This is a genomic window from Pseudoduganella guangdongensis (assembly GCF_009857475.1).
GTDB classification, from domain to species: domain Bacteria; phylum Pseudomonadota; class Gammaproteobacteria; order Burkholderiales; family Burkholderiaceae_D; genus Rugamonas; species Rugamonas guangdongensis.
Window position 1 is genome coordinate 129,410 of record NZ_WWCJ01000005.1, and the last position, 20,012, is coordinate 149,421.

Annotated in this window: 16 protein-coding genes and 1 tRNA gene; 11 read left to right on the forward strand and 6 right to left on the reverse strand. The window is 63.6% G+C overall.

Going from position 1 to position 20,012, the window contains the following annotated elements; translation table 11 throughout:
• Window positions 1-14 precede the first annotated feature (14 nt).
• The 4 genes from GTP41_RS08430 (at window position 15) to GTP41_RS08445 (ending at window position 2,559) form a co-directional block, all read left to right on the forward strand.
• Window positions 15-680: an alpha/beta fold hydrolase gene (locus tag GTP41_RS08430; RefSeq protein ID WP_161025133.1), complete on the forward strand. Its 666-nt coding sequence runs from the start codon at window positions 15-17 to the stop codon at window positions 678-680.
• A gap of 123 nt (window positions 681-803) precedes the next feature.
• Window positions 804-1,001 carry a hypothetical protein gene (locus GTP41_RS08435; protein ID WP_161025134.1) on the forward strand — a complete coding sequence of 66 codons (198 nt, stop codon included), beginning with the start codon at window positions 804-806 and terminating at the stop codon, window positions 999-1,001.
• A 95-nt stretch (window positions 1,002-1,096) separates the two neighbouring features.
• Window positions 1,097-2,386, forward strand: a complete 1,290-nt coding sequence (gene serS, locus GTP41_RS08440) for a serine--tRNA ligase (protein WP_161025135.1) — start codon at window positions 1,097-1,099, stop codon at window positions 2,384-2,386.
• An 82-nt stretch (window positions 2,387-2,468) separates the two neighbouring features.
• A tRNA-Ser gene (locus GTP41_RS08445) sits at window positions 2,469-2,559 on the forward strand.
• Between the two features lie 108 nt (window positions 2,560-2,667).
• Here GTP41_RS08445 and GTP41_RS08450 read toward each other — a convergent pair.
• Both GTP41_RS08450 and GTP41_RS08455 read right to left on the reverse strand, forming a co-directional pair.
• Window positions 2,668-3,555: a transposase gene (locus tag GTP41_RS08450; RefSeq protein WP_229502787.1), complete on the reverse strand. Its 888-nt coding sequence runs from the start codon at window positions 3,553-3,555 to the stop codon at window positions 2,668-2,670.
• Window positions 3,556-3,658: 103 nt separating this feature from the next.
• Complete coding sequence (locus tag GTP41_RS08455; RefSeq protein WP_161025136.1) at window positions 3,659-4,441, reverse strand: EAL domain-containing protein; 783 nt, start codon at window positions 4,439-4,441, stop codon at window positions 3,659-3,661.
• A gap of 134 nt (window positions 4,442-4,575) precedes the next feature.
• Between GTP41_RS08455 and zwf the strand changes: the two genes are divergently transcribed.
• The 5 genes from zwf (at window position 4,576) to GTP41_RS08480 (ending at window position 10,742) form a co-directional block, all read left to right on the forward strand.
• A complete protein-coding gene (gene zwf / locus GTP41_RS08460) occupies window positions 4,576-6,039 on the forward strand; it encodes a glucose-6-phosphate dehydrogenase (protein WP_161025137.1) in 1,464 nt (487 codons plus the stop codon).
• Window positions 6,040-6,072: 33 nt separating this feature from the next.
• Complete coding sequence (locus GTP41_RS08465) at window positions 6,073-6,444, forward strand: DUF2946 domain-containing protein (protein ID WP_161025138.1); 372 nt, start codon at window positions 6,073-6,075, stop codon at window positions 6,442-6,444.
• A gap of 115 nt (window positions 6,445-6,559) precedes the next feature.
• Entirely contained in the window at window positions 6,560-8,713 is a 2,154-nt protein-coding gene (locus GTP41_RS08470) for a TonB-dependent receptor (RefSeq protein WP_371867305.1), read from the forward strand.
• A 7-nt stretch (window positions 8,714-8,720) separates the two neighbouring features.
• Window positions 8,721-10,241 carry a PepSY domain-containing protein gene (locus tag GTP41_RS08475; protein ID WP_161025139.1) on the forward strand — a complete coding sequence of 507 codons (1,521 nt, stop codon included), beginning with the start codon at window positions 8,721-8,723 and terminating at the stop codon, window positions 10,239-10,241.
• A gap of 15 nt (window positions 10,242-10,256) precedes the next feature.
• Window positions 10,257-10,742 carry a thermonuclease family protein gene (locus tag GTP41_RS08480; RefSeq protein ID WP_161025140.1) on the forward strand — a complete coding sequence of 162 codons (486 nt, stop codon included), beginning with the start codon at window positions 10,257-10,259 and terminating at the stop codon, window positions 10,740-10,742.
• Here GTP41_RS08480 and GTP41_RS08485 read toward each other — a convergent pair.
• Window positions 10,716-11,630, reverse strand: coding sequence for a LysR family transcriptional regulator (locus GTP41_RS08485; RefSeq protein WP_161025141.1), 915 nt, complete (start codon window positions 11,628-11,630; stop codon window positions 10,716-10,718). The two genes, GTP41_RS08480 and GTP41_RS08485, sit on opposite strands and share 27 nt — an antisense overlap.
• A gap of 117 nt (window positions 11,631-11,747) precedes the next feature.
• Here GTP41_RS08485 and GTP41_RS08490 point away from each other — a divergent pair, with 117 nt between their 5' ends.
• Entirely contained in the window at window positions 11,748-12,260 is a 513-nt protein-coding gene (locus GTP41_RS08490) for a hypothetical protein (protein ID WP_161025142.1), read from the forward strand.
• Window positions 12,261-12,302: 42 nt separating this feature from the next.
• Here the strand turns inward: GTP41_RS08490 and GTP41_RS08495 are convergent, their stop codons facing one another.
• From GTP41_RS08495 to GTP41_RS08505, 3 genes are read right to left on the reverse strand one after another with little or no spacing between them, the layout of a single operon-like run.
• Window positions 12,303-14,312, reverse strand: coding sequence for a site-specific recombinase (locus GTP41_RS08495; protein ID WP_202419667.1), 2,010 nt, complete (start codon window positions 14,310-14,312; stop codon window positions 12,303-12,305).
• A 25-nt stretch (window positions 14,313-14,337) separates the two neighbouring features.
• Window positions 14,338-16,257, reverse strand: coding sequence for a glycoside hydrolase family 28 protein (locus GTP41_RS08500; RefSeq protein WP_229502788.1), 1,920 nt, complete (start codon window positions 16,255-16,257; stop codon window positions 14,338-14,340).
• Between the two features lie 11 nt (window positions 16,258-16,268).
• On the reverse strand, window positions 16,269-16,928 hold the full coding sequence (locus GTP41_RS08505) for a FadR/GntR family transcriptional regulator (RefSeq protein ID WP_161025143.1): 660 nt from the start codon (window positions 16,926-16,928) through the stop codon (window positions 16,269-16,271).
• Window positions 16,929-17,101: 173 nt separating this feature from the next.
• Here GTP41_RS08505 and GTP41_RS08510 point away from each other — a divergent pair, with 173 nt between their 5' ends.
• On the forward strand, window positions 17,102-20,011 hold the full coding sequence (locus tag GTP41_RS08510; protein ID WP_161025144.1) for a TonB-dependent receptor domain-containing protein: 2,910 nt from the start codon (window positions 17,102-17,104) through the stop codon (window positions 20,009-20,011).
• The last annotated feature ends 1 nt before the right edge of the window (window position 20,012 follow it).

A 20,012-nucleotide genomic window follows, 5' to 3' on the forward strand; every position in this document is an offset into this window, starting at 1 on the left:
GGGAAGAAGTCATTATGATGATCCACGGCTGGCCGTACGACCGCAGCCTGTGGGACGCCCAGGTGGCGGCGTTTTCGCCCACCTATCGCTGCGTACGGTTCAGTTTTCCCAGCCAGCGCGCCAAGTCGAGCCACCGCCTGGATGAAATCACCCAGATGTACGCCGACACCGTGCTGGCCGTGAATGGCGGCCGCCCGGTTATCCTCATGCTGAGCGACTGGGGTTGTATTTTCGGCTACCAGTTCGCGCTGCGCTACCCCGAGCTGGTCAGCCGTGTGATCGGCGTCGGCATCGGCGGCTCCAGCCAAGTCACCTACCGCGCCTCGCTCGACTGGAAAACCCGACTTAAGCTGGCCTTCGCCCACCGCCGCCTGAACGCCGCCACGCGCAGCAGCCGCGAAGCGCGCGAAGCCTGCTCCCGCCTGCAACTGCCGCACGCCATTACCTGGCTGCGCGCCAGCCAGCCCACCATGGGCGCGCTGCCGTTCAAGCTGCGCTGGCCCATGCTCTACATCTACGGCAAGCGCAAGCCATTCCCCTTCCACACCCGCAGTTTCGAGCAAGCCGTCCAGGCCAAGCCGGACAGCCAGGTGATCGCCTTCCGCAGCGGCCACTGGGTCATGCGCGAGCAGCCGGAAGCGTTTAACAGCGCCGTGCTGGGATGGTTGAAGGGCGCCTAAAACGCCGTTCATTCCGCATTTTTGGCAGTTCGTCGCAAGGCCAGGGCAGGGCAGGGAGGCTTTAGGTACAGTGTAACCATGGAAGCACGGAAGTACTTAAACACTGACCTGAAGGAGAACATCATGAAAGCCCTGAAAAACTTTGAAGCCGTTTTCGTTGTCGCCGCCGCCCTGGGCATCGTCACCAGCTACGCCACCGCCACCACGCCAGTGCTGTACGTGGCCGCTGACCCGGTGGTCGCCAAAGCCGACGCCAACATCCCAACCGTGGTGGTGGCCGCCAAGCGCCTGACCGCCGCGGAAAAAGCCGCCCTGATCTGAGAGCACAACGCCGGAGGGCTTAAAACTCAGTCGTTGTGCTGTCAACTTGGTACAATTGCCCCTTTCGATAATCCGATCGTAGCGGCACCCAAAACATGATTGACATCCAACTTCTCCGTAAAGACATTGATACTGTCGCCGCCAAACTGGCGACCCGCAAGTTCCAGCTGGACGTGGCTGGCTTCAATGCCCTGGAAGGCGAGCGTAAAGCCATCCAGATGCGTACCGAAGAACTGCAAAGCAAGCGCAACTCGCTGTCCAAGCAGATCGGTATGTTGAAAGGCAAAGGGGAAGATACCTCCGCCGTGATGGCCGAAGTGGCCGGTCTCGGCGATGAGCTGAAAAATAACGAAGCCGCACTGGCTGTGGTGCAGGAAAAGATGGGCACCTTCCTGCAAGCTGTGCCGAACCTGCCGCACGACTCCGTGCCAGCCGGCAGCGACGAAACCGGCAACGTGGAAGTCCGCACCGTCGGCACCCCGCGCAGCTTCGACTTTGAAGTCAAAGACCACGCCGACGTCGGCGTCGCGCTCGGCCTCGACTTCGAAACCGCCACCAAACTCACCGGTTCCCGCTTCAGCGTCATGAAGGGCGGCATCGCACGGCTGCACCGCGCCCTGGCGCAATTCATGCTGGACACCCACACCGACAAGCACGGCTACACCGAGTGCTACACCCCGTACATGGTCAACGCCGAATCGCTGATGGGCACCGGCCAGCTGCCGAAATTCGAAGCCGACCTGTTCTCGGTGAAGAAGGGCGGCGCCGAAGGCGAAGGCCAGACCTTCTACCTGATCCCGACCTCCGAAGTCTCGCTGACCAATATGGTGCGCGACGAGATCGTCGCCGTGGAAACGCTGCCGATCAAAGTCACCGCCCACACCCCATGCTTCCGCTCCGAAGCCGGTTCCGCCGGCCGCGACACCAAAGGCATGATCCGCCAGCACCAATTCGACAAAGTGGAGCTGGTGCAAGTGGTGCATCCGGAGAAATCGTACGAAGCGCTGGAAGAGATGGTCGGCCACGCTGAGTTCATCCTGCAGTCCCTCGGCCTGCCATACCGCGTGATGCAGCTGTGCACCGGCGACATGGGCTTTGGCGCCGCCAAGACCTACGACCTGGAAGTCTGGCTGCCAGCGCAGAACACCTACCGCGAGATTTCGTCGCTGTCGAACTGCGAAGCCTTCCAGGCCCGCCGCATGCAAGCGCGCTTCCGCAACGCCGCCGGCAAGCCGGAGCTGCTGCACACCCTGAACGGCTCCGGCCTCGCGGTCGGCCGTACCTTGGTCGCCGTCCTGGAAAACTACCAGCAAGCCGACGGCTCAGTGGACATTCCAGCCGTGCTGCAGCCATACATGGGCGGCCTGACCAAGCTTTCCGCATAAAGTTAAAAATAGCCCTTCCATTTTTTCGAAGGGCTGCTATAATCTTGGCTCTCAACGGCGACCACCGTTAAATGCAGTACCTGGAGAGGTGGCAGAGTGGTCGAATGTACCTGACTCGAAATCAGGCGTAGGGTGTCCCCCTACCGTGGGTTCGAATCCCACCCTCTCCGCCAGAACACTGAAAAAGCCCCGACGCAAATCGGGGCTTTTTCTTTTTCCACGGTGCCAAAACCGGTGCCAGGTCTGTCATTCGGACAGCCGGTGCGCACCTTTGATATTTCTCAAGGTGCTTCGCTCGTAATTGTGAAGGCGGCGATCGCACGGCTCACGGTTTTGACGGAGACGCGGGCATGCCTTGCAATTTCCGGCATCGAGTACCCGAGCGACATATAGGCGCGGGCCATCGCCTCTTTCGGATTGCTGTATTCGCTGAAGTATTCGGCCAGTGGGCGCACCACCGCGCGCCGCTGCACGCGCTTGATTTCGAAAGGGTTTTCTGGAAGCGCGCGGCCAACGATGCGCGCCGTGAACTCCGGATCGCCGAGAATTAGCTCGCCACTTACTTTGGCTAGGGGGCTCGTGCCGTCGATGCCCGCCAGGACGAAGTCTTTGTACTCCCGCCTTGCCACGACCAGGTCGCCACCGAATTTCTCCAGCACCTCGCCCGACCGAAGCCACCCTGGTGAATCGACAATGCCCATCTTCGCGCCATAGCTGCTCCACGCCCACTCACTTGGATCGGCAACCAGCTTTGCGCGCACCGGATTCAACTCAATGTAGCGCGTGAGCTCCAATAGGTATAGCTCGCTTTGGCACAGGATCGCCTTATAGCGCCCCTGGAAAACGTGGCCGACCAGCCCATGTGCGCGATTGAAATAGCGCGAATACTTACCGTTGAGGTGGCACATGCCGCGCGCCAACCCGCCATGGGGAGCCTTGAGCAAGATGTGGAAGTGATTGCCCATCTGGCAATACGATAAAACGACGAAGCCAAAGCGTTCGCAGGTTTCTTTTAGGATAGAAAGCCAGGCCAGCCTATCGCTGTCGGAAAGAAAGATCTTGCCACGCCGATCTCCTCGGGAGGTGATGTGGTACAGCGAGTTCTCCAACTCGAGTCGAAGCGGCCGGTTCATGACTTCGAAGATAGTGCGAAACCCGGCGTGCGCCATTGCGCAGCCACAAGGAATGTGACGAAGTCCTAAATATCAGCAAGGGCTTTGATCAGACGCAAAGGTAATGCGGTCGTGTCCGAATGACAGACCTGGCACCGGTTCAGGGCCAGGCGGCGGGGTCGATACTTGCCAGGCCTTGGAATACTGGCTTGCTGAACCAGTAGCCCTGCATCAGGGGGATGCCGGCCTGCGCCAGGAATTCGCATTCGGCGCGCGTTTCCACACCCTCTGCCAGAATCTCGATGCCAAGATCGCGGCACATGGTGGCGATGCTGGCCACGATCACCTGTCGCGGCCGGTGGCTATCGATATTGCGCACCAGGTCCATGTCGATCTTGACCAGGTGCGGCTGGTATTCGGCCAGCAGGTTCAAACCTGCGTAGCCTGCGCCAAAGTCATCGATCGCGGTGAGGAAACCGAACCGGCGGTAGGCGTGGAAGATACTGACCAGGTGAGCCCGGTCCTGCACCCGCTCGCCTTCGGTGACTTCGAAGATGATCCGTTCCAGTGGAAACTTGCATTGTTCGGCGGTTTCGAACGTGGTGCGTATGCACAGCTCCGGCCGATACACGGCATTGGGCAGGAAATTGATGGACAGCTTTTCCTGCATGCCAAAGCGGGCGGCTGTGGATACGGCCTTGATGCGGCATGCCTGGTCGAACTGGTAGCGGTTGCTGTCGTTGACCTGGGCCAGAACGCTGGCGGCGCTTTGCCCTTCCGGGCCGCGCACCAGCGACTCGTGCGCGTAAATGGTGCGCCGCCGGATGTCGACAATGGGCTGGAAGGCAAACTCGAAGGCGATCTCGCCGGTCTCGCCGCTGCGGCAGCCGGTGCAAGGCGCAGGCTCGAGCGGCGCGAGGGGTATGGTGTCTCTGGCTTGCATGGTTGGTGTTCTGGTTGGCGTCCGCCGGTAGGGTTGCCTTTATGTTGACATAGTTCCTGTGCGCATGCCAGCAGGCGGCGGCAACTTTGAGTATGATAAGAGTTCCTATTTGCAATTTCGACCCCACGCCCGACATGACCTCTACGCCCCAAGCCGAAAATAGCCTGCCCCTCGATATGATCATCTTCGGCGGGGTCGGCGACCTGGCCATGCGCAAGTTGCTGCCTGCGCTGTATATGGCGCACCTGCATGGCAACCTGCCGCCGGCCACGCGCATCATTTCCACCGGCCGCCAGGAGTTCGACCGCGGCGCTTACCTGGCCTTCGTGGAGGAGCATTCGCGCGCCTTTATCGCGGCGGCGAATTTCACCAACGAGGCTTGGCAAAGCTTCCTGCAATTGCTGGAATTCGTGCGCATCGATGTGCAGCAGGACGGCATGGCGGCCTTGGCCAAGGCTTCGCGCCCGGGTGCGGAGCGGGTGTTCTACCTGGCGACGGCACCGTCGCTCTTTACCACCATCTGCGACAAGCTGGCCGAGGCGGGTCTGGTGGACCGCAACGCGCGCGTGGTGCTGGAGAAGCCGCTGGGGCGCGACCTGGCGTCGGCGGTGGAGATCAATGAGGCGGTCGGCAAGCATTTCGCGGAGTCGCAGATTTACCGTATCGACCATTACCTGGGCAAGGAGACGGTGCAGAACCTGATGGTGCTGCGCTTCGGGAATTCCATCCTGGAGCCGCTGTGGCGCGCGCCGAATATCACCAGCGTGCAAATCACGGTGGCGGAGGAGGTGGGCGTGGGCAGCCGCGCGGGCTTCTACGACAGCACCGGCGCCATGCGCGATATGGTGCAGAACCATCTGCTGCAGCTGCTGTGCATTGTGGCGATGGAGCCGCCGGCTTCGCTGGCGCCGGATGCGGTGCGCGATGAGAAGCTGAAGGTGCTGCGTTCGCTGCGCCGCATGAACCTGGCCACCATTGCGCGCGATACGGTGCGCGGCCAGTATGTGCGCGGGGTGCGCGGCAACCAGGAGGTGCCGGGCTACCTGGAGGAACGTAATGTGCCTGCCGATAGCAGCACGGAGACCTTCGTGGCCTTGCGCGCCTATGTTGATACCTGGCGCTGGTCCAAGGTGCCGTTCTACCTGCGCACCGGCAAGAGCATGCAGCGCCGTTCGTCCAAGATCGTGATCGAGTTCGCAAATCCGCCATTCCCGCTGTTCCCTGAAAATCCCGCGGGCGTGGCTAACCGCCTGGTGATCGAGTTGCAGCCCGAGGAGGCGATCAAGCTGCAGCTGATGGCGAAGCAGCCTGGCAGCGGCATGCAGATGCAGCAGGTGGCGCTGAATCTCGATCTGCAGTCGGCTTTCCCGCAGCGCCGGGCCGAGGCGTATGAGCGCTTGCTGATCGACGTCGTGCGCGGCCGCTTGACGCACTTCATGCGCCGCGATGAACTGGAGGCGGCGTGGGAGTGGGCGGAGCCGATCATCAACGGTTGGGAGCAACTGGGCGAGAAGCCCAGTTCCTATGCGGCCGGCACCTGGGGGCCGCCGGAGTCGTTTGCGCTTTTGGCGCGCGATGGCTTTAGCTGGGTGGAGTAAGCGTATCCGGCCCTGTGCTAGAATCGCGCCCCTATGGATCGCGCCTCCCCAGCCCACCGCTTCGCCGCCTGGCTTGCTTGCCTGGTGATGCTGTTTGCTGCGCTGGCGCCGGCAATTACCCATGCCGGCGCGGGCGGCGGCTGGGCCGAACTGTGTACGCAGGATGGCGTGAAGCTGGTCAAGATCAGCGATGACGGTTCCGCCAAGGATCCGTCCAGCGCCATGCAAGGCGAGCATTGTGCTTTCTGCCTGGTGCACGCCAACCATTCGGTGCCCGAACCAACGGCGGCGCCACTCATTCATCCCCTTGAAGTGCAGGAAGGTTTTCCTGCGCTTTACTTCCATTCCCCACGCCGGCTGGCCGCCTGGTCCAGCCCACAGTCACGAGCACCTCCGCTAGCGTAAGCCAAGTTCGCGCTTCGTCCATGGTCCTTGCCGGCCATGTGCTCCTTTGCACTTGCCATTGGCTCGTGCTGACTGAATCCGTCCCTTTTTCGGGCGACTTACCAGGTTATTTACGATGTCTTTTCCATCCCAGCTTCCTTATGCGCTTGCATGCGCTTTCGCCGCAGTTCCTGCCTGGGCGCAGACCAGCGTCACCATGCCCACCGTGGAGGTGGCCGCTTCGGCGCTGCGCTCCAGCGGCGTTTTTGATCTCGATGCCCCGGCGGGCACCGGCAGCCGCCTTGGCCTGACGGCGCGCGAAACGCCGGCCAGCGTCAGCGTGGTTGACCGCGCCCTGATCGATGAGCGCGGTGCGCAGGACACGCAGGAGGTGCTGCGTGCCATCCCCGGCGTGACGGCGCATAACGCGCCGGGCAATATCGGTGTGAGCTATCGCGGCTTCGGCAGCAATTCCGTCAGCCAGCTCTTCAACGGTATCAGCGTGCAGTATTCGATTGCGGCGCGTCCGGTGGATAGCTGGATTTACGATCGCGTGGAGGCGATCGGCGGTCCGTCGAGCTTCCTGTATGGCTCGGGCGCCGTGGGTGGCTCCATCAACTACATTAGCAAAGTCGCTGAGCGCGGCGAGTTCAGCGAGGCGCGCCTGCGCCTGGGCAGCAACCGGCTGAAGGAGGCCTCCATCGGCTTGAATCGCCGCCTGTCGGATGCCGCGGATGGGGTGGCGCATTTTGGCCGTATCGATATCAACCACCGCGATAGCGGCAGCTGGATCGATGGCAGCTCCAGCAAATCCACCCAGCTTGCGGCCTCGATTCGTTCCGATATCGGCGCGCGTTTCACGCACACACTGGCTTATGAGTTCCAGGATGAGGATGTGGCGCGCCCCTACTGGGGCACGCCGCTGTTGAACCCTGTCAGCGGCACCGCGCGCATCGATGAGGATACGCGCTACAAGAACTACAACAGCGCGGACGGCGTCTATGCGCAGCGCGTGCATTGGTTGCGTTCCGTGGCCAATTGGCGTGCGTCAGATGCGCTGCAGTTCACGAATACCCTGTACGTCTATGATGCCCTGCGCGATTACCGCAATGTGGAGGGCTATCGCTTCAATCCATCGAATACGGCGGTGGTGCGTTCCAGTACGCTGCTGCAGCGCCACGACCAGCGCGTGGCGGGCGGCCGTTTCGACGGCATGTATAAGGGTACGCTTGGGGGCCAACGCAGCGATTGGGTGTTTGGCCTGGAGCTTAGTGGCAACAAGCAGACGCGCTTTCCGAACAGCCTGTCCATGACGGTCAGCACGGTGGATCCGTACAACTTCGTGACCGAGCGTTTCTTTGAAATTCCAGGGATGTCGCCGGACTATCGTCCCGACCGCGAGAACCGGGTGAAGACGCTGGCGGCCTACCTGGAAAACCGCACGCTGCTGGCGCCGACGCTTAGCCTGGTCACGGCCTTGCGCAAGGAGAGCATCGAGCTGGAATTACGCAACCGCCGCGAGGTGACCGCCGCCAATCCGGCCAGCTTCGAGCGCAGCTACCATCCGGCCACCGGCCGCGCGGGACTGGTGTGGGATGTGGCGCCGGGCGCCATGGCCTACGTGCAGTACGCGACGGCGGCCGATCCGCCGTCCGGCGTGCTGTCCACTGCGTCCTTCGCGGATGTGCGCAACAATAGCGAGCTCACCTCCGGGCGCCAGGCGGAAATCGGTTCCAAGCTTGAGTTCTGGGCTGGCAAAGGCACGGCCACGCTGGCGGCGTATAACATCGTGCGCAAGAACATCGCTTCGCAGGACCCGAACAACACCGCGCTGACCGTGCTGGTCGGCGAGCAGTCGTCCAAGGGCGTTGAGCTGGCGCTGGGCCTGCAGCCGCTGCCGCAGCTGTCGCTGCAGGCGAACGTTACGCGCGTGGATGCCGCGTATGAGGACTTCCGCCAGGGCGGCATTTCCCTGGCTGGCAAGACGCCTGCCAACACGCCGAAAACCGTGGCCAATGCCTGGCTCTCGTATTCAATGACGCCGGCGCTGAAGGCTTCGGCCGGTGTGCGGCATGTCGGTTCCGTGTATGCGGATGCGGCCAATACCATCGCGTGGCCTTCGTACACGCTGCTCGACTTGGGCTTGAGCTATCAGGTCGACCGCCATATCTCACTGGTGGGCCGCGTGCGCAATGCGGGCAATCGCGTGCATGCGCTGAACACCACGTCCAGCATGGCTTACCTGGGTGCGCCGCGCACGGTGGATGCCTCCCTGCGCGTAGCGTTCTGAGGCCGGCATGGGAGCCCGCTCAAAACGGCTGCTGTACCTGGTCCATCGCTGGCTGGGCGTGATCCTGTGCGCCTTTTTCGCGATGTGGTTCGTCTCCGGCGCGGTCATGATGTATGTCGGCTATCCCAAACTGACCGACGCCGAGCGGTTGCGGCATCTGCCTGTGCTGGCGCCGGATGCGCCTCTGCTGGCGCCGTCGCACGCCTTGTCGCGCGCCGGCGTGGCCGGGCCGTTGAAGGAGTTGCGCTTGGCCGCATCCAGTGGCGGCCGGCCTGCCTATGTCGTTACGCCGCAGGGCAAGGGCAGTGCGCCGGTCGCGATTGATGCGGTGAGCGGGGCGCGGCTGCCGGCCACGGACGAGGCGCGGGCGCTGGCCACCGCTGCTGCGTTTGCGGCGCCGGCTACCAGCCTGCGCTACCTGGGCGTGGTGGCGGAGGATGCGTTCACGCACTCGCGCGCGCTGGATGCGCATCGGCCGCTGCATCGGGTCGAGCTGGGCGATGCGGACCAGACCTTGCTCTATATCTCGGGCCGTACCGGGGAGGTGGTGCGCGATGCCGCGCGCAGCGAACGCCTGTGGAATTATGCGGGGGCGTGGATACACTGGCTGTATCCGTTCCGCGGCAATGCGTTCGACCGCTATTGGACCGACATCGTCAACTGGCTGTCGATTGCCGGCATCGCCATGGCGCTCAGCGGCACGGTGGTCGGCATCATGCGCTGGCGCTTCGCGCGGCCTTACCGCAGCGGCGCGCGCACGCCTTACCAGGGTTTCATGCGCTGGCACCATATCGGCGGCATGTTGTTTGCGTTCACCACCATCACCTGGATTTTCAGCGGCTTGATGTCGATGAATCCATGGCGCGTCTTTGATGCCGGCGCCGCACCCTTGCGCATGGAGGCGCTTGAAGGCGGGGCGCCGTCCCTGGCCGGGGCGGATGCGGCGCCGGCGGCGTTGCTGGCGGCAGCGGGCGGCGGCGTGCGTGAGTTGCGCTGGACGCGCATGCAGGGCAGGGTGGTGGCGCAGGCCTATACGAGCGGTGCTCAAGCGCTGCTGCTCGATGGGCAATCCGCGCAGGCCGTGCAACTTGATCCCGCCGCCCTGCGTGCTGCGGCGGCGCACTTGCTGCCAGCCCGCTTGCAGCGCATCGAAGTGCAAACTGCTTATGACCTGTATTACTACAGCCGCGATGCCCATACCATGACCGGTGGCGGCGCCAAGCCCTTGCCGGTTCTGCGTGCCGAGTTTGCCGATGCGCAGGCGAGCTGGGTCTATATCGATCCCCATACCGGGGCCGTGGTGGGCCGCAGCGACAACGGCAAGCGCGCCAGCCGCTGGCTGTTCGCCATGCTGCATAGCTGGGATTGGCTGCCCTTGCTGGAGCGCCGGCCGTTGTGGGACATGCTGCTGATTTTCCTTAGCCTCGGCGGGGCAGTCATGAGCATCACCGGCGTCGTGATCGGCTGGCGACGGCTGGGCATAAAGCTGCGCAGCGCCGGGGTTCCGCGTACAATTCGGCTCCCTTGAATTTGGCCGGAACCGATGAAAAAACTTATGCTGCTTCTCGCGCTGGTTTGCGCGCAGTCCCATGCCGACCAGGTGGTTGGCGTCGCCGATGGCGACACCTTGACCGTGCTGCGCGATGGCCGGCAAGTCAAAGTGCGCCTGGCGAATATTGATGCGCCGGAGAAGAAGCAGGCATACGGCACGCGCTCCAAGCAGGCGTTGTCATTGCTGTGCTTTGGCCGCAACGCGGTGCTGGATGTCGGTGAGACGGACCGCTATGGCCGTATGGTGGCCGTGGTGCATTGCGGGGGCGTGAATGCTAATGCGGCCCAGGTGCGCAACGGTATGGCCTGGGTCTACCGCCAGTACAACCACGACATCGGCCTGCTTGGCATTGAAGCGGCGGCACGTGCTGCGCGCACCGGCTTGTGGGCCGACCAGAACCCGCAGGAGCCTTGGCTGTACCGCAAGTCGCGCAAGACGCAGGGCGCGTCCTTATCGCGCGCGCCTGCTGCCAATTAGGCGGCCTTCGAACAGGTCCTTCATTTCGCGCAGCCCGGCGCTCAGGCTTTCGACGGTTGCCGAGACCTTGGGTACGCCGCGCAACTGGCGCGGCGTGAGCAGCCACAGTTGCGAGCGGAAGTCCGTCATCAGCGACGAGACGCGGCGCAGGCGGGGATTGGCGTCGCCCAGGTGGCAAGGCAGAATGCCGATGCCCAGGCCTTCTTCGATCAGCCGGCACACGGCCAGCGTACTGGAGCAGCGGGCGACGGCGTGCCGCCCCAGGCCCTGTGCTTCCAGCCATCGCGACGAGGCCAGGTGGCCCAGGGTTTCATCTACCGTCACCCAGTCGTGCTGGTGCAGCTTGTCTTCCGCGACCTTGCGCCAGTCGACCGGCGCATAGATCGCCACCTCGATATTGCATATCACGCGGCCTATCAGGTCGCCGTCGGGTTCACCGCCCGAGCGCAGCGCGATGTCGGCCTCGCGCTGGCGCACATTGGCCAGGCTTTCGCTGGTCACCACATTGAATCTCAGTTGCGGCAGTTCGCGCCGGCAGCGCGCCAGCAGCGGCGGCATAATGCGCGGCATCAGCACCTCCGTCGTGGCCAGCGTCAAGCGGCCGGCGGCGGCCATTTCCGCGTCGCGCTCCATGTCGCGCAGGCGGCGGTCGAATTCTTCCGCCAATTCGAGCAGTCCGGTGGCGGCAGCGGTCGGGCGGTAGCCTTGGCGACTGCGCTCGAAAAGCGCAGTGCCCAGGCTGGCCTCGATATCGCGCACGCGCCGGAACAGGGTGGGATGGCTGGAGCCGAGCGCCTCCGCCGCTTTGGACAGCGAACCATGGCGCGCCACCGCCAGGATGACCTGGTAGTCGTTCCATGCCAGGCGGCTTGTGAGAAAGGTGTTCATGCCGCCATTCTACCTATGTTGTTCAATTTTGAAATAATGTTGTTCAAATATGTGCTATCGACTGCGCGCGTGCAGCTTGAGAATAGCGCCATCCCAACCAGACAAAGAGGAAAAACCATGTTGCGCAAACTTCTGATCAGCATTGCCCTGTTGGCCGCCAGCTTCGCGCAGGCGGCAGAGCCGTGCGGCGCGCCCGAGTACAAGCAATTCGACTTTTGGGTCGGCAACTGGGAAGCGGTTGACCGCCACGGCAAGGTGCTGGGGCATACCTTGATCGAGAAAGTCGAGCAAGGCTGCGTGCTGCAGGAATGGTGGCGCGGCAATGGGGCCGAAAACGGCGCGGGCACGAGCCTGAGTATGTACGATCGGCGGCACAAGCTGTGGCGCCATGTCTGGACCAGCGCGCGCGGCAACTTCGCTCCGATCGACGGCGGCTGGCAGGGCGACCGCATGCTGATGACCGGCTACTGGACCAATGACAAGGGCGAGCGCGAACTGCACCGCACCGTGTGGCAGCCGATTCCCGGCGGCATTCACCACCTGTGGGATGCGTCGCTGGACGGCGGCGCTACCTGGACCGTGATTCACGAAGCCTGGCTGCGCCGCACCGATAAAGCGCTTGTGAAGTAAGATGGCCGCAGGTGCTATGACGCTGCGCGCGGCTGCCGTGGCTTAGTGCGGATTCAGGCGCTCGCCGTCCGTCTCCGCCTCGCGCGGCGGCACAAAGAAACTGCGCGGGGACTGGCGGAAGCGCTGCCACACCAGGCCAAGCAGGGCGCTGCCCTGGCCAAAGCTGACGCGGCGCGAGCGCAGGGCAACCATCAGGGCAAGCGAGAAGCTCACCGCCAGGTTGGTCAGCGCGACCAGTGCGATGCCGGCCAAGGACAGCACCCATTGCTGGGTCGTCAGCTGATAATCCAGCCCGACCAGTGCAAAGGCGAAGTTGGCACTGGAGAAGGTGACATGGCGGATGTCGATCGGCAGGCCGAAAACATACCCGATGGTGCCGATCGTCCCCAGCATGATGCCGAAGAAGAAATTGCCCGCCAGCGCGCCGAGGTTCTGGCCGATGTAGGTAGTCACGCGCGCCAGGCGCTGTTCGCCCAGCAGGCGGCGCAACCACGACAGCTGGCGCAGGCGCGCGGCGATATCGTTGTAGGCGGCCTTGTTGTCGTAGTAGCCGGAGATCAGGCCCGCCAGGAACAGGCACACGCCGGCAATCGCGGCATGCGGCAGGGCCAGGCTGTGCAGCGGGTCGATGTCGTGCAGCAGGTGCAGCGACTTCTCGGCGCCCGCCAGCTTGCTGCCGAAGGCGTATTGCCAGCCGAAGGCAATCGCAAAAGCGGTGGGCATGGCGATGGCGACGTTGCCGACAATGGCGACAAACTGCGAGCGCAGCACCTTCACCACCAGGTCCGCCAGCTCGTCCAGCTTCTTGGAGCCGTCGTTGATGGCGGCGGCAATGCGCGCCGCCGTCATGGCCGGCTGCTTGGTGGCCACGGTGAAGTGCAGCACGTGGATCAGCATGAAGCCGAGCGCGTAGTTCAGGCTATACAGCACGGCATAGCCGATCGGCGCCAGCACCAGGCTGGCCATCAGCACCTTGAGCATGGCCATGAAGCCGACGATAAAGCCGGCGCCGGAGGCGGAGCGCATGATGGAGAGCCATTCGCTGCGCGTGCTGGCGACATAGTGCTCGCCGGAGCGGCCGGCGTGTTCGGTCACCTGCAACGCGAGCAGTTCGGTGTTGGTCTGGAACAGGTCGGACAGGCTCCATTTGCGGTTGTCCGCTTCCACCAGTTGCCCGAACAGCTCAATTGCGCCGGGCAGGGCGGCGTCGGTCGATGGCGCTTCCACCAGCTGGAGCACGGCGCGCAGGCGCTTGATGCTTTGCGTAAGGCGCAGCAGCAGGCGGGTCAGGCTGACCGATACGCCCTGTACCGAGGCGGTGCGCTTGGCGCGGCCGATGATGTCTTCGCACTGGCCGAGCAGCACGTCGATATGGCGCGCGTCGGGTGCCTCGGTTTGGGGATCGACCAGGCGCGCGCGCCAGGCTTCGGTGAATTGCACCACTTCGGCGTTCTGGCGCAGGAATGGCGATTCAAAGCGCTCGATAGCGGGGTGCACGCGCACCAGCTCCGGCTCAAGCCCGATCGCGCTGATGCGGTAGGACAGCACCTGCACCGCCTCCAGCAGCTCGCCCAGCCCGTGTTCGCGCAGCCAGGCGCGCTGCGGCAAGCGGAGCGCCCGCAGCAGGGCGAGCCAGACGGAGGGATCGACGCCGTTGATCCAGCGGTAGTCGTCGGGACGATCGAACACCTGGCCGAAAACGTCCTTCAGGTAGTCGTCATTGACTGTGGGCGGCAGCCATTTGTGATTCAGGCGGCGCCATAGCTCGCCGAAGAAGCCCTGGTTCTGCAGGATGCCGGTATCGGTCAGCAGGTGGACCAGCTTGCGCTGGCCGATTATGCCTGCGAGGTAGTCGCGCAGGCCTTGCGCCCATTCGGGCTGGGTCGCCAGTAAGTGCGCCAGTGCGCGCAGGCGGTTAGTGGCTTGCTGCAGGTCGCTGGCATGCGTTGGACGCACGGTGTCGACCAGTTCCTGCAGCAGGGACGTATCGCGCGATGAGGCCGAGGCCTGGATGCGCGTTAGTATGCTATCCATCATCATTCTTGGCAGCATAACGGCGATCCGGCCGCTTGTCCAATCAGCTTGTCATTGTGGTATCGCGCCGTTTTCCGCTGATCTTGACGTTTTCCAGTGTCAGGTCGGCCACGTTGTACAGCGCAATCGGCTGCGCCGCGTTGACAGGATTGCCGAAATCGCAGTTGCTTACGCTGATGCGGCGCACCGGCAATACGGGCGGTGCCGGCTGCGGGCCGTTATAGTCGCTGGCCACCGGGCCGAGTATGGCGATGGCCTGGTAGCAGGAACCGTGCGTGCCGTCCTTGTTCACGTTGCCGACGGTGACGTTCTCGATATGCACGTCCGATACTTCCGGCGGGCGGATACGCACGCTGTCGGCGGTGGGGGCGTAGTCGCAGTCGAAGGACACCACCGCGCCGGCGGCGGTGGCCAGGCCTTTGGTGTCGATCGGTGAACCGGGCAACAGGGCGTAGTGCGACGGGCTCAGTTGCACCCCGTTCGGCACTTTCACATTCTTCACATAGAAGTGGCGCAGGAAGCCGCCGCGATTCATATTTGTCTTGAGGCGAATGGCGATGTTCAGCGGGTCGGTGGCCCAGTGCGCATTCTCGAACACCAGGTCGCGCGCATAGACATGCTCAATGCCGCCCGCCATCTCCGAGCCGAGGGTCACTGCGCCGTGGCCGCTGTGCATGGTGCAGCCCTGGATCACGACGTTGCGGGTCGGGCCGTATTGCGTGTCGCGGTTCTTGCCGGCCTTGATGGCGATGCAATCGTCGCCTGAATCGAACACGCAGTCCTCCACCAGCACGTGGTCGCAGGCTTCCGGGTCGAAGCCGTCGCTGTTCGGGCCGCGGCTTTCGGCGTGTACTTTGCGGATCACCAGGTTGCGGCAGTTGACCGGGTGGTGCTGCCAGAACGGGGTGTTCTGCACGTGGTAGCCCTGCAGCAGCACGTTGGTGCAATTGATGAAGTGGATCATGCTCGGGCGCAGGTAGTGGCCTTTGCCAAAGGCGCGCTGCTCCACCGGCACGCCCGCCTCGGACAGGGCGGGCAGGTAGCGTTCGTCGCTGCGCCATTTATCGCCTTCGCCTTCGATCAGCTTGCGCTGGGCGGCGCTCAGGCTGGGGGCGATTTCGTTCAGCGGCTTGTTGAGGGGATTGGGCACGACTTGCGTCGGCTGGCCTTCCTTGTAGCCGGGGGCGCTGGTTTGCGAGACGGCGTTCATGGTGCGGTTGCGGCCTTTCCACGACCACCAGCAGTCGCCGGCTTCATTGAAGGCGACGCCGCCCTGGCCGTCCAGCTTGGAGGTCCAGTCTTCGCCGGTCAGGGCGATATTGCGAGCGTTGAGGGCGTAGATCATGGGCGAGTAGTTCAGGCAGTCGTTGCTTTGCCAGCGCGAGAGCGTGAGCTTGCCTTTTTCGCCGCAGTCGAAGTCGCCGTGGCGGGCGTAGTCGTCCGGGTATTGCGAGAACAGGATGTGGGCGCCGGCCTGCAGGTGGACATGGACGTTGGAACGCAGCACGATCGGGCCGGCGCAGTACCAGGTGCCTTGCGGGATGACGACGCGGCCGCCGCCGGCTGCGGCGCAGGCTTCGATGGCGGCTTTGAAATTGGGGTAGCAGTCGTGGGCGTTGTCGGCTTGGGTTGGCACCAGTTCCTGGTCGTCGTGGGTGACCCAGGCTTTCACTTGCTTGGTCTGGCAAGTCTGCGCGCCGAAGTTCGTGACCAGGAAGTCGCGCTTGGGGAAGCTGACCGGGGCGCGCAGCCTGGCGACGATGGCGTCGGCGCGGCGCCAGGCCGCTTTGCGTGCGGCGGCGGCCTTGGCGCGGGCGGCGGCGCCCGGCGCTGGCGCCGTGCTTGGTGAGGCGGCGGATGAGGCGGCGGGGGCGGCCAGCGCCTGCAGCCATTGCGGGGCGAGGAGGGCGGCGGCGCCGGCTTGCAGCAGGCTGCGGCGGCGGGGTTGGCTAGGCTTGTTCAAATCTATGTCTCCTAAGTCGAAAAAGTACGGGTCACGCGCCCCAGGTGCACGCGCATGGCTTTGCGCGCGCCCGAAGGATCATGGTTGGCAATGGCCTGGAGTATGGCGCGATGGTCGCTCAGCGTTTCCTTGCGCAGCTCCTCGGTCTGGAAGTGTTCTTTGAGCCGGTGCCACAGGTGGCCGCGCTGGTCCCACAGGTGGTTCATGACGCCGACCAGGGCGCTGTTGCCGGTGGCATTGGCGATCGCCATGTGGAAGTTGCGGTCGGCCTGCTCGTTGGTCGCCACGTCATCGTGGTCGCGTTCCATCGCCTCCACCGCCAGCAGGATGGCGTCGATGGCGCGGTCGGTCGCCAGCTGCGCCGCAATGGCCGCAATCTCGCATTCAATCACACGCCGCGCGGAAAGCACCTCGAACGGCCCCGGGCCCGCTTCCGGCGGGGCAGGCGTGGCCTCGGCGCCCTCGCTGATATAGACGCCCGAATTGCTGCGCACTTCCACCACCCCGGTCAGCTCCAGCGCAATCAAGCCCTCGCGCAAGGAGGCGCGGCTTACTGCCAGCCGCGCCGCAAGTTCCCGTTCCGAAGGCAAGCGATCGCCGCTAATATAGCCATCCGCGGCAATCATTGCCTGGATCTTGTCCGCCACCTGTTTATATAGCCTCGTCTCCATGCGGGAATTCTAAATTGGTCAGGCCAAAACAACAATCTGGACTGGCCAGAAGTGGCTTTTTCGCATCGAATTGGATTTTTTGCTTGTGAAATTGGCCTAACCACTTTAGTCTGTGGTTATACCAAAATCGAAAATCGATCAAACCAATTTGGTCGCACACATGGAGGAGACACATGAATTACGTCGCAGGCCCTAAAACCAAGCGCGCGGTACTGGCTGCATCCGTAGCCCTGGCCGTGCTGCAAATGGCTAACCAGGCAATCGCGCAGAACGCAGCACCAGCAGAGGAACCTGTCGCGTCGGTGGTGGTGACCGGCTCGCTGATCCGCCGCGTGGCGAACGAAGGCGCCACCCCGCTCGTCACCATCAAATCCGCCGAACTGGAAGCGCGCGGCCACACCGAGTTGAAAGACCTGGTGCTGGAAATGCCGCAGTCCATGTCGCTCGGCACCAACACCGGCGCGGCCGGCCCGATGATCAACCTGCGCGGCCTGGGCCCGATGCGTACCCTGACCCTGCTGAACGGCCGCCGCATGGCGAACGAGCCGTTGCAGGATCAATACGTCTCCGTCAACGTGATCCCGCGCATGGCGCTCGACCGCGTGGAAACCCTGAACGGCGGCGCCGCCTCCATCTACGGCGCGGACGCGATCGGCGGCGTGCAGAACTTCTGGACCAAGCGCGGTTACGAAGGCGCGGCCGTCAAGGCCGAATACGCCCCGACCCAGGACGGCGGCGGCGATACCAAAGGCTTCGGCGCCATCCTCGGCGTGGGTAAACTGTCGCGCGACGGCTGGAATGCCTACATCGCGATCGACCACCAGAAGAAGGACGCGCTGTTCCAGAGCGATCGCCCGGACCAGCATGATCCTGCCATCCTGCGTACGCTCGGCCTGGGCATTACGCCGGACGCCCGCAACCCGAACCCGCTGGCCAACTTCGGCTTCGCGCGCAACGCGAACTCCAACTACAACCCGAACTTTGCCACCGGCTGCCAATCGCCTTACTCGATTCCAACCCTGGGCGCGGCCAGCACCGCCGCCTCGCCGGTCTTTGCCCCAGGTTGCGCGCGCAACCCCGTGTATTGGACCGCAGTGACCGACGGCAGCGAAATCACCACCGTCAGCGCGCGCGGTAGCCTGAACCTGTCCGGCGGCCACCGCCTGGACCTGGATCTGCTGCATTCCGAGTTCACCGTGCAGAAGTTCCGTGGCATGCAGGTGCCGAACACGCCGCAGCCGTTCACCACCTACTCGCTGTCGCCTACCAGCAAATATTACCCGGGCAAGGGCATTACGCCTCTGCCGCAGGTTGTGGGCAGCAACACCGGCAGCAATACGCCGGCCATGTATATCGACCCAAGCAAGACCCCGGGCGCGGTCAGCGACCTGAACATGAACAACCGCGCCATCTACTTCCAGTGGGGGCCAGGCGAACTCGGTCCGGCGTATCGTAACGACGAGCAGACCAACGACCGCATCGTACTGTCGGCCGAAGGCGAAGTGCTGGGCTGGGATTACCGCGCAGGCTTGAACTACGGCGAATCCAAGCGCGACACCCGCGTCGGCGAAGGCTACATCCTGTACTCCAAGGCGCAGGAAGGCTTTGACAAGGGTATCCTCAATCCGTTCGGCCCGCAGGATGCCGCCGGTGTGGACTACCTGAAGAGCATCCAGGCGCTGGACTACACCTACCGTCTGAACAAGGCTTTCAACCAGAGCGTGGACGTGACCTTGTCCAAAGGCCTGTGGGAGCTGCCGGGCGGCCCGCTAACCCTGGCCGTGGCCGGTGAGCTGCGCCGCGATGGCGCGCAAACCTTCAATGCGCCGCTCGACTACGTGCTGAAAAAGGCCAATGGTGCCTACAATATCGATGCTTCGGGCAACGTGGTGCAGACCGACCTGGTGGGCGAAACCCCGCAAGGCGTGGCGAAGAAGATCCACCGCACCATTGCTTCCTTGCTGATGGAGGCGGAAGCCCCGATCACAGACAAGTTCCTGCTGAACGCCGCAGTGCGCGCCGACCGTTATGGCGACCTGAAACAGACCACCATCAATCCTAAGCTGGCAGCCCGCTGGCAGCCGATGCCGCAGCTGGTCCTGCGTTCCAACGTCAACACCGGCTTCCGCGCGCCGTCGATCATCGACATCCAGAACCCGACGCCGGAAGTGCGCAACCAGCTGATGGACGATCCGGTCCTGTGCCCAAGCACCCAGCCGCTGGTGCCCGGCACCGGCACGCCGAAGCAGGGCTACACCTTCGACCAGGTGTGCAACGTCGCCACCAACTACTGGACCAAGTCGCCGAACAACGATTTCCTGAAACCGGAAAAATCGCGCGGCTTCTCCTTCGGCTTCGGCCTGGAGCCGATGAAGGACCTGTCCTTCACCGTCGACTACTGGGGCCTGAAACTGCGGGACGTGCTGGGCGCCGTGACCATCACGGAAATCCAGCAGAATCCAGCCAAGTACGAAGTGAACTTCGTGCGTAGCGCGGACGGCCTGATCGACCACATCGTGGCGAGCCAGGCAAACCGTGGCCAGACCCGCATCCGCGGCCTGGACCTGTCGGCCAGCTACCGCTTCCCGAAAACCAGCTTCGGCACCTTCGACGCGAAACTGGACGGCACTTACACCGACAAGTATGAGTTCCAGTCGGAGAAGAACGGTCCTTGGCTGAGCAACGTGGGCATCATCACCAATGATGGCCGCTACGGCAGCGCGGGCCCGAACTCCGGCCTGGCCGGCCTGCCGCAGATCAACCCGCGCTGGAAGCACACCGCGTCGGTCACCTACACCAACGGCCCATGGGCCGCGACCCTGTCGCAACGCTATAACACCGGCGTAACCGACATCACCCCGCGCGTCGGCTCGACCCTGACCAAGGTGGAGGCTTACCAGCAGTACAACCTGAACGTGCGTTACACCGGCATCAAGAACGCCACCATCAGCCTGGGTGTCAACAACCTGACCGAAGAATGGCCGCCACTGACCTCCAACAGCCTGTATAGCGGCGGTTACGTGACCTCGATGGCGGATATGCTGGGCCGCGTGTACCGTCTGTCGGTCGAGTATAAGTTCTAAG

Bases quoted from the DNA above. Each gene is read 5' to 3' on its own strand.
- GTP41_RS08430 (WP_161025133.1), top strand. From the start codon at position 15: ATGATGATCCACGGCTGGCCGTACGACCGCAGCCTGTGGGACGCCCAG.
- GTP41_RS08435 (WP_161025134.1), top strand. From the start codon at position 804: ATGAAAGCCCTGAAAAACTTTGAAGCCGTTTTCGTTGTCGCCGCCGCC.
- serS (WP_161025135.1), top strand. From the start codon at position 1,097: ATGATTGACATCCAACTTCTCCGTAAAGACATTGATACTGTCGCCGCC.
- GTP41_RS08450 (WP_229502787.1), bottom strand. From the start codon at position 3,555: ATGGCGCACGCCGGGTTTCGCACTATCTTCGAAGTCATGAACCGGCCG.
- GTP41_RS08455 (WP_161025136.1), bottom strand. From the start codon at position 4,441: ATGCAAGCCAGAGACACCATACCCCTCGCGCCGCTCGAGCCTGCGCCT.
- zwf (WP_161025137.1), top strand. From the start codon at position 4,576: ATGACCTCTACGCCCCAAGCCGAAAATAGCCTGCCCCTCGATATGATC.
- GTP41_RS08465 (WP_161025138.1), top strand. From the start codon at position 6,073: ATGGATCGCGCCTCCCCAGCCCACCGCTTCGCCGCCTGGCTTGCTTGC.
- GTP41_RS08470 (WP_371867305.1), top strand. From the start codon at position 6,560: ATGTCTTTTCCATCCCAGCTTCCTTATGCGCTTGCATGCGCTTTCGCC.
- GTP41_RS08475 (WP_161025139.1), top strand. From the start codon at position 8,721: ATGGGAGCCCGCTCAAAACGGCTGCTGTACCTGGTCCATCGCTGGCTG.
- GTP41_RS08480 (WP_161025140.1), top strand. From the start codon at position 10,257: ATGAAAAAACTTATGCTGCTTCTCGCGCTGGTTTGCGCGCAGTCCCAT.
- GTP41_RS08485 (WP_161025141.1), bottom strand. From the start codon at position 11,630: ATGAACACCTTTCTCACAAGCCGCCTGGCATGGAACGACTACCAGGTC.
- GTP41_RS08490 (WP_161025142.1), top strand. From the start codon at position 11,748: ATGTTGCGCAAACTTCTGATCAGCATTGCCCTGTTGGCCGCCAGCTTC.
- GTP41_RS08495 (WP_202419667.1), bottom strand. From the start codon at position 14,312: ATGCTGCCAAGAATGATGATGGATAGCATACTAACGCGCATCCAGGCC.
- GTP41_RS08505 (WP_161025143.1), bottom strand. From the start codon at position 16,928: ATGGAGACGAGGCTATATAAACAGGTGGCGGACAAGATCCAGGCAATG.
- GTP41_RS08510 (WP_161025144.1), top strand. From the start codon at position 17,102: ATGAATTACGTCGCAGGCCCTAAAACCAAGCGCGCGGTACTGGCTGCA.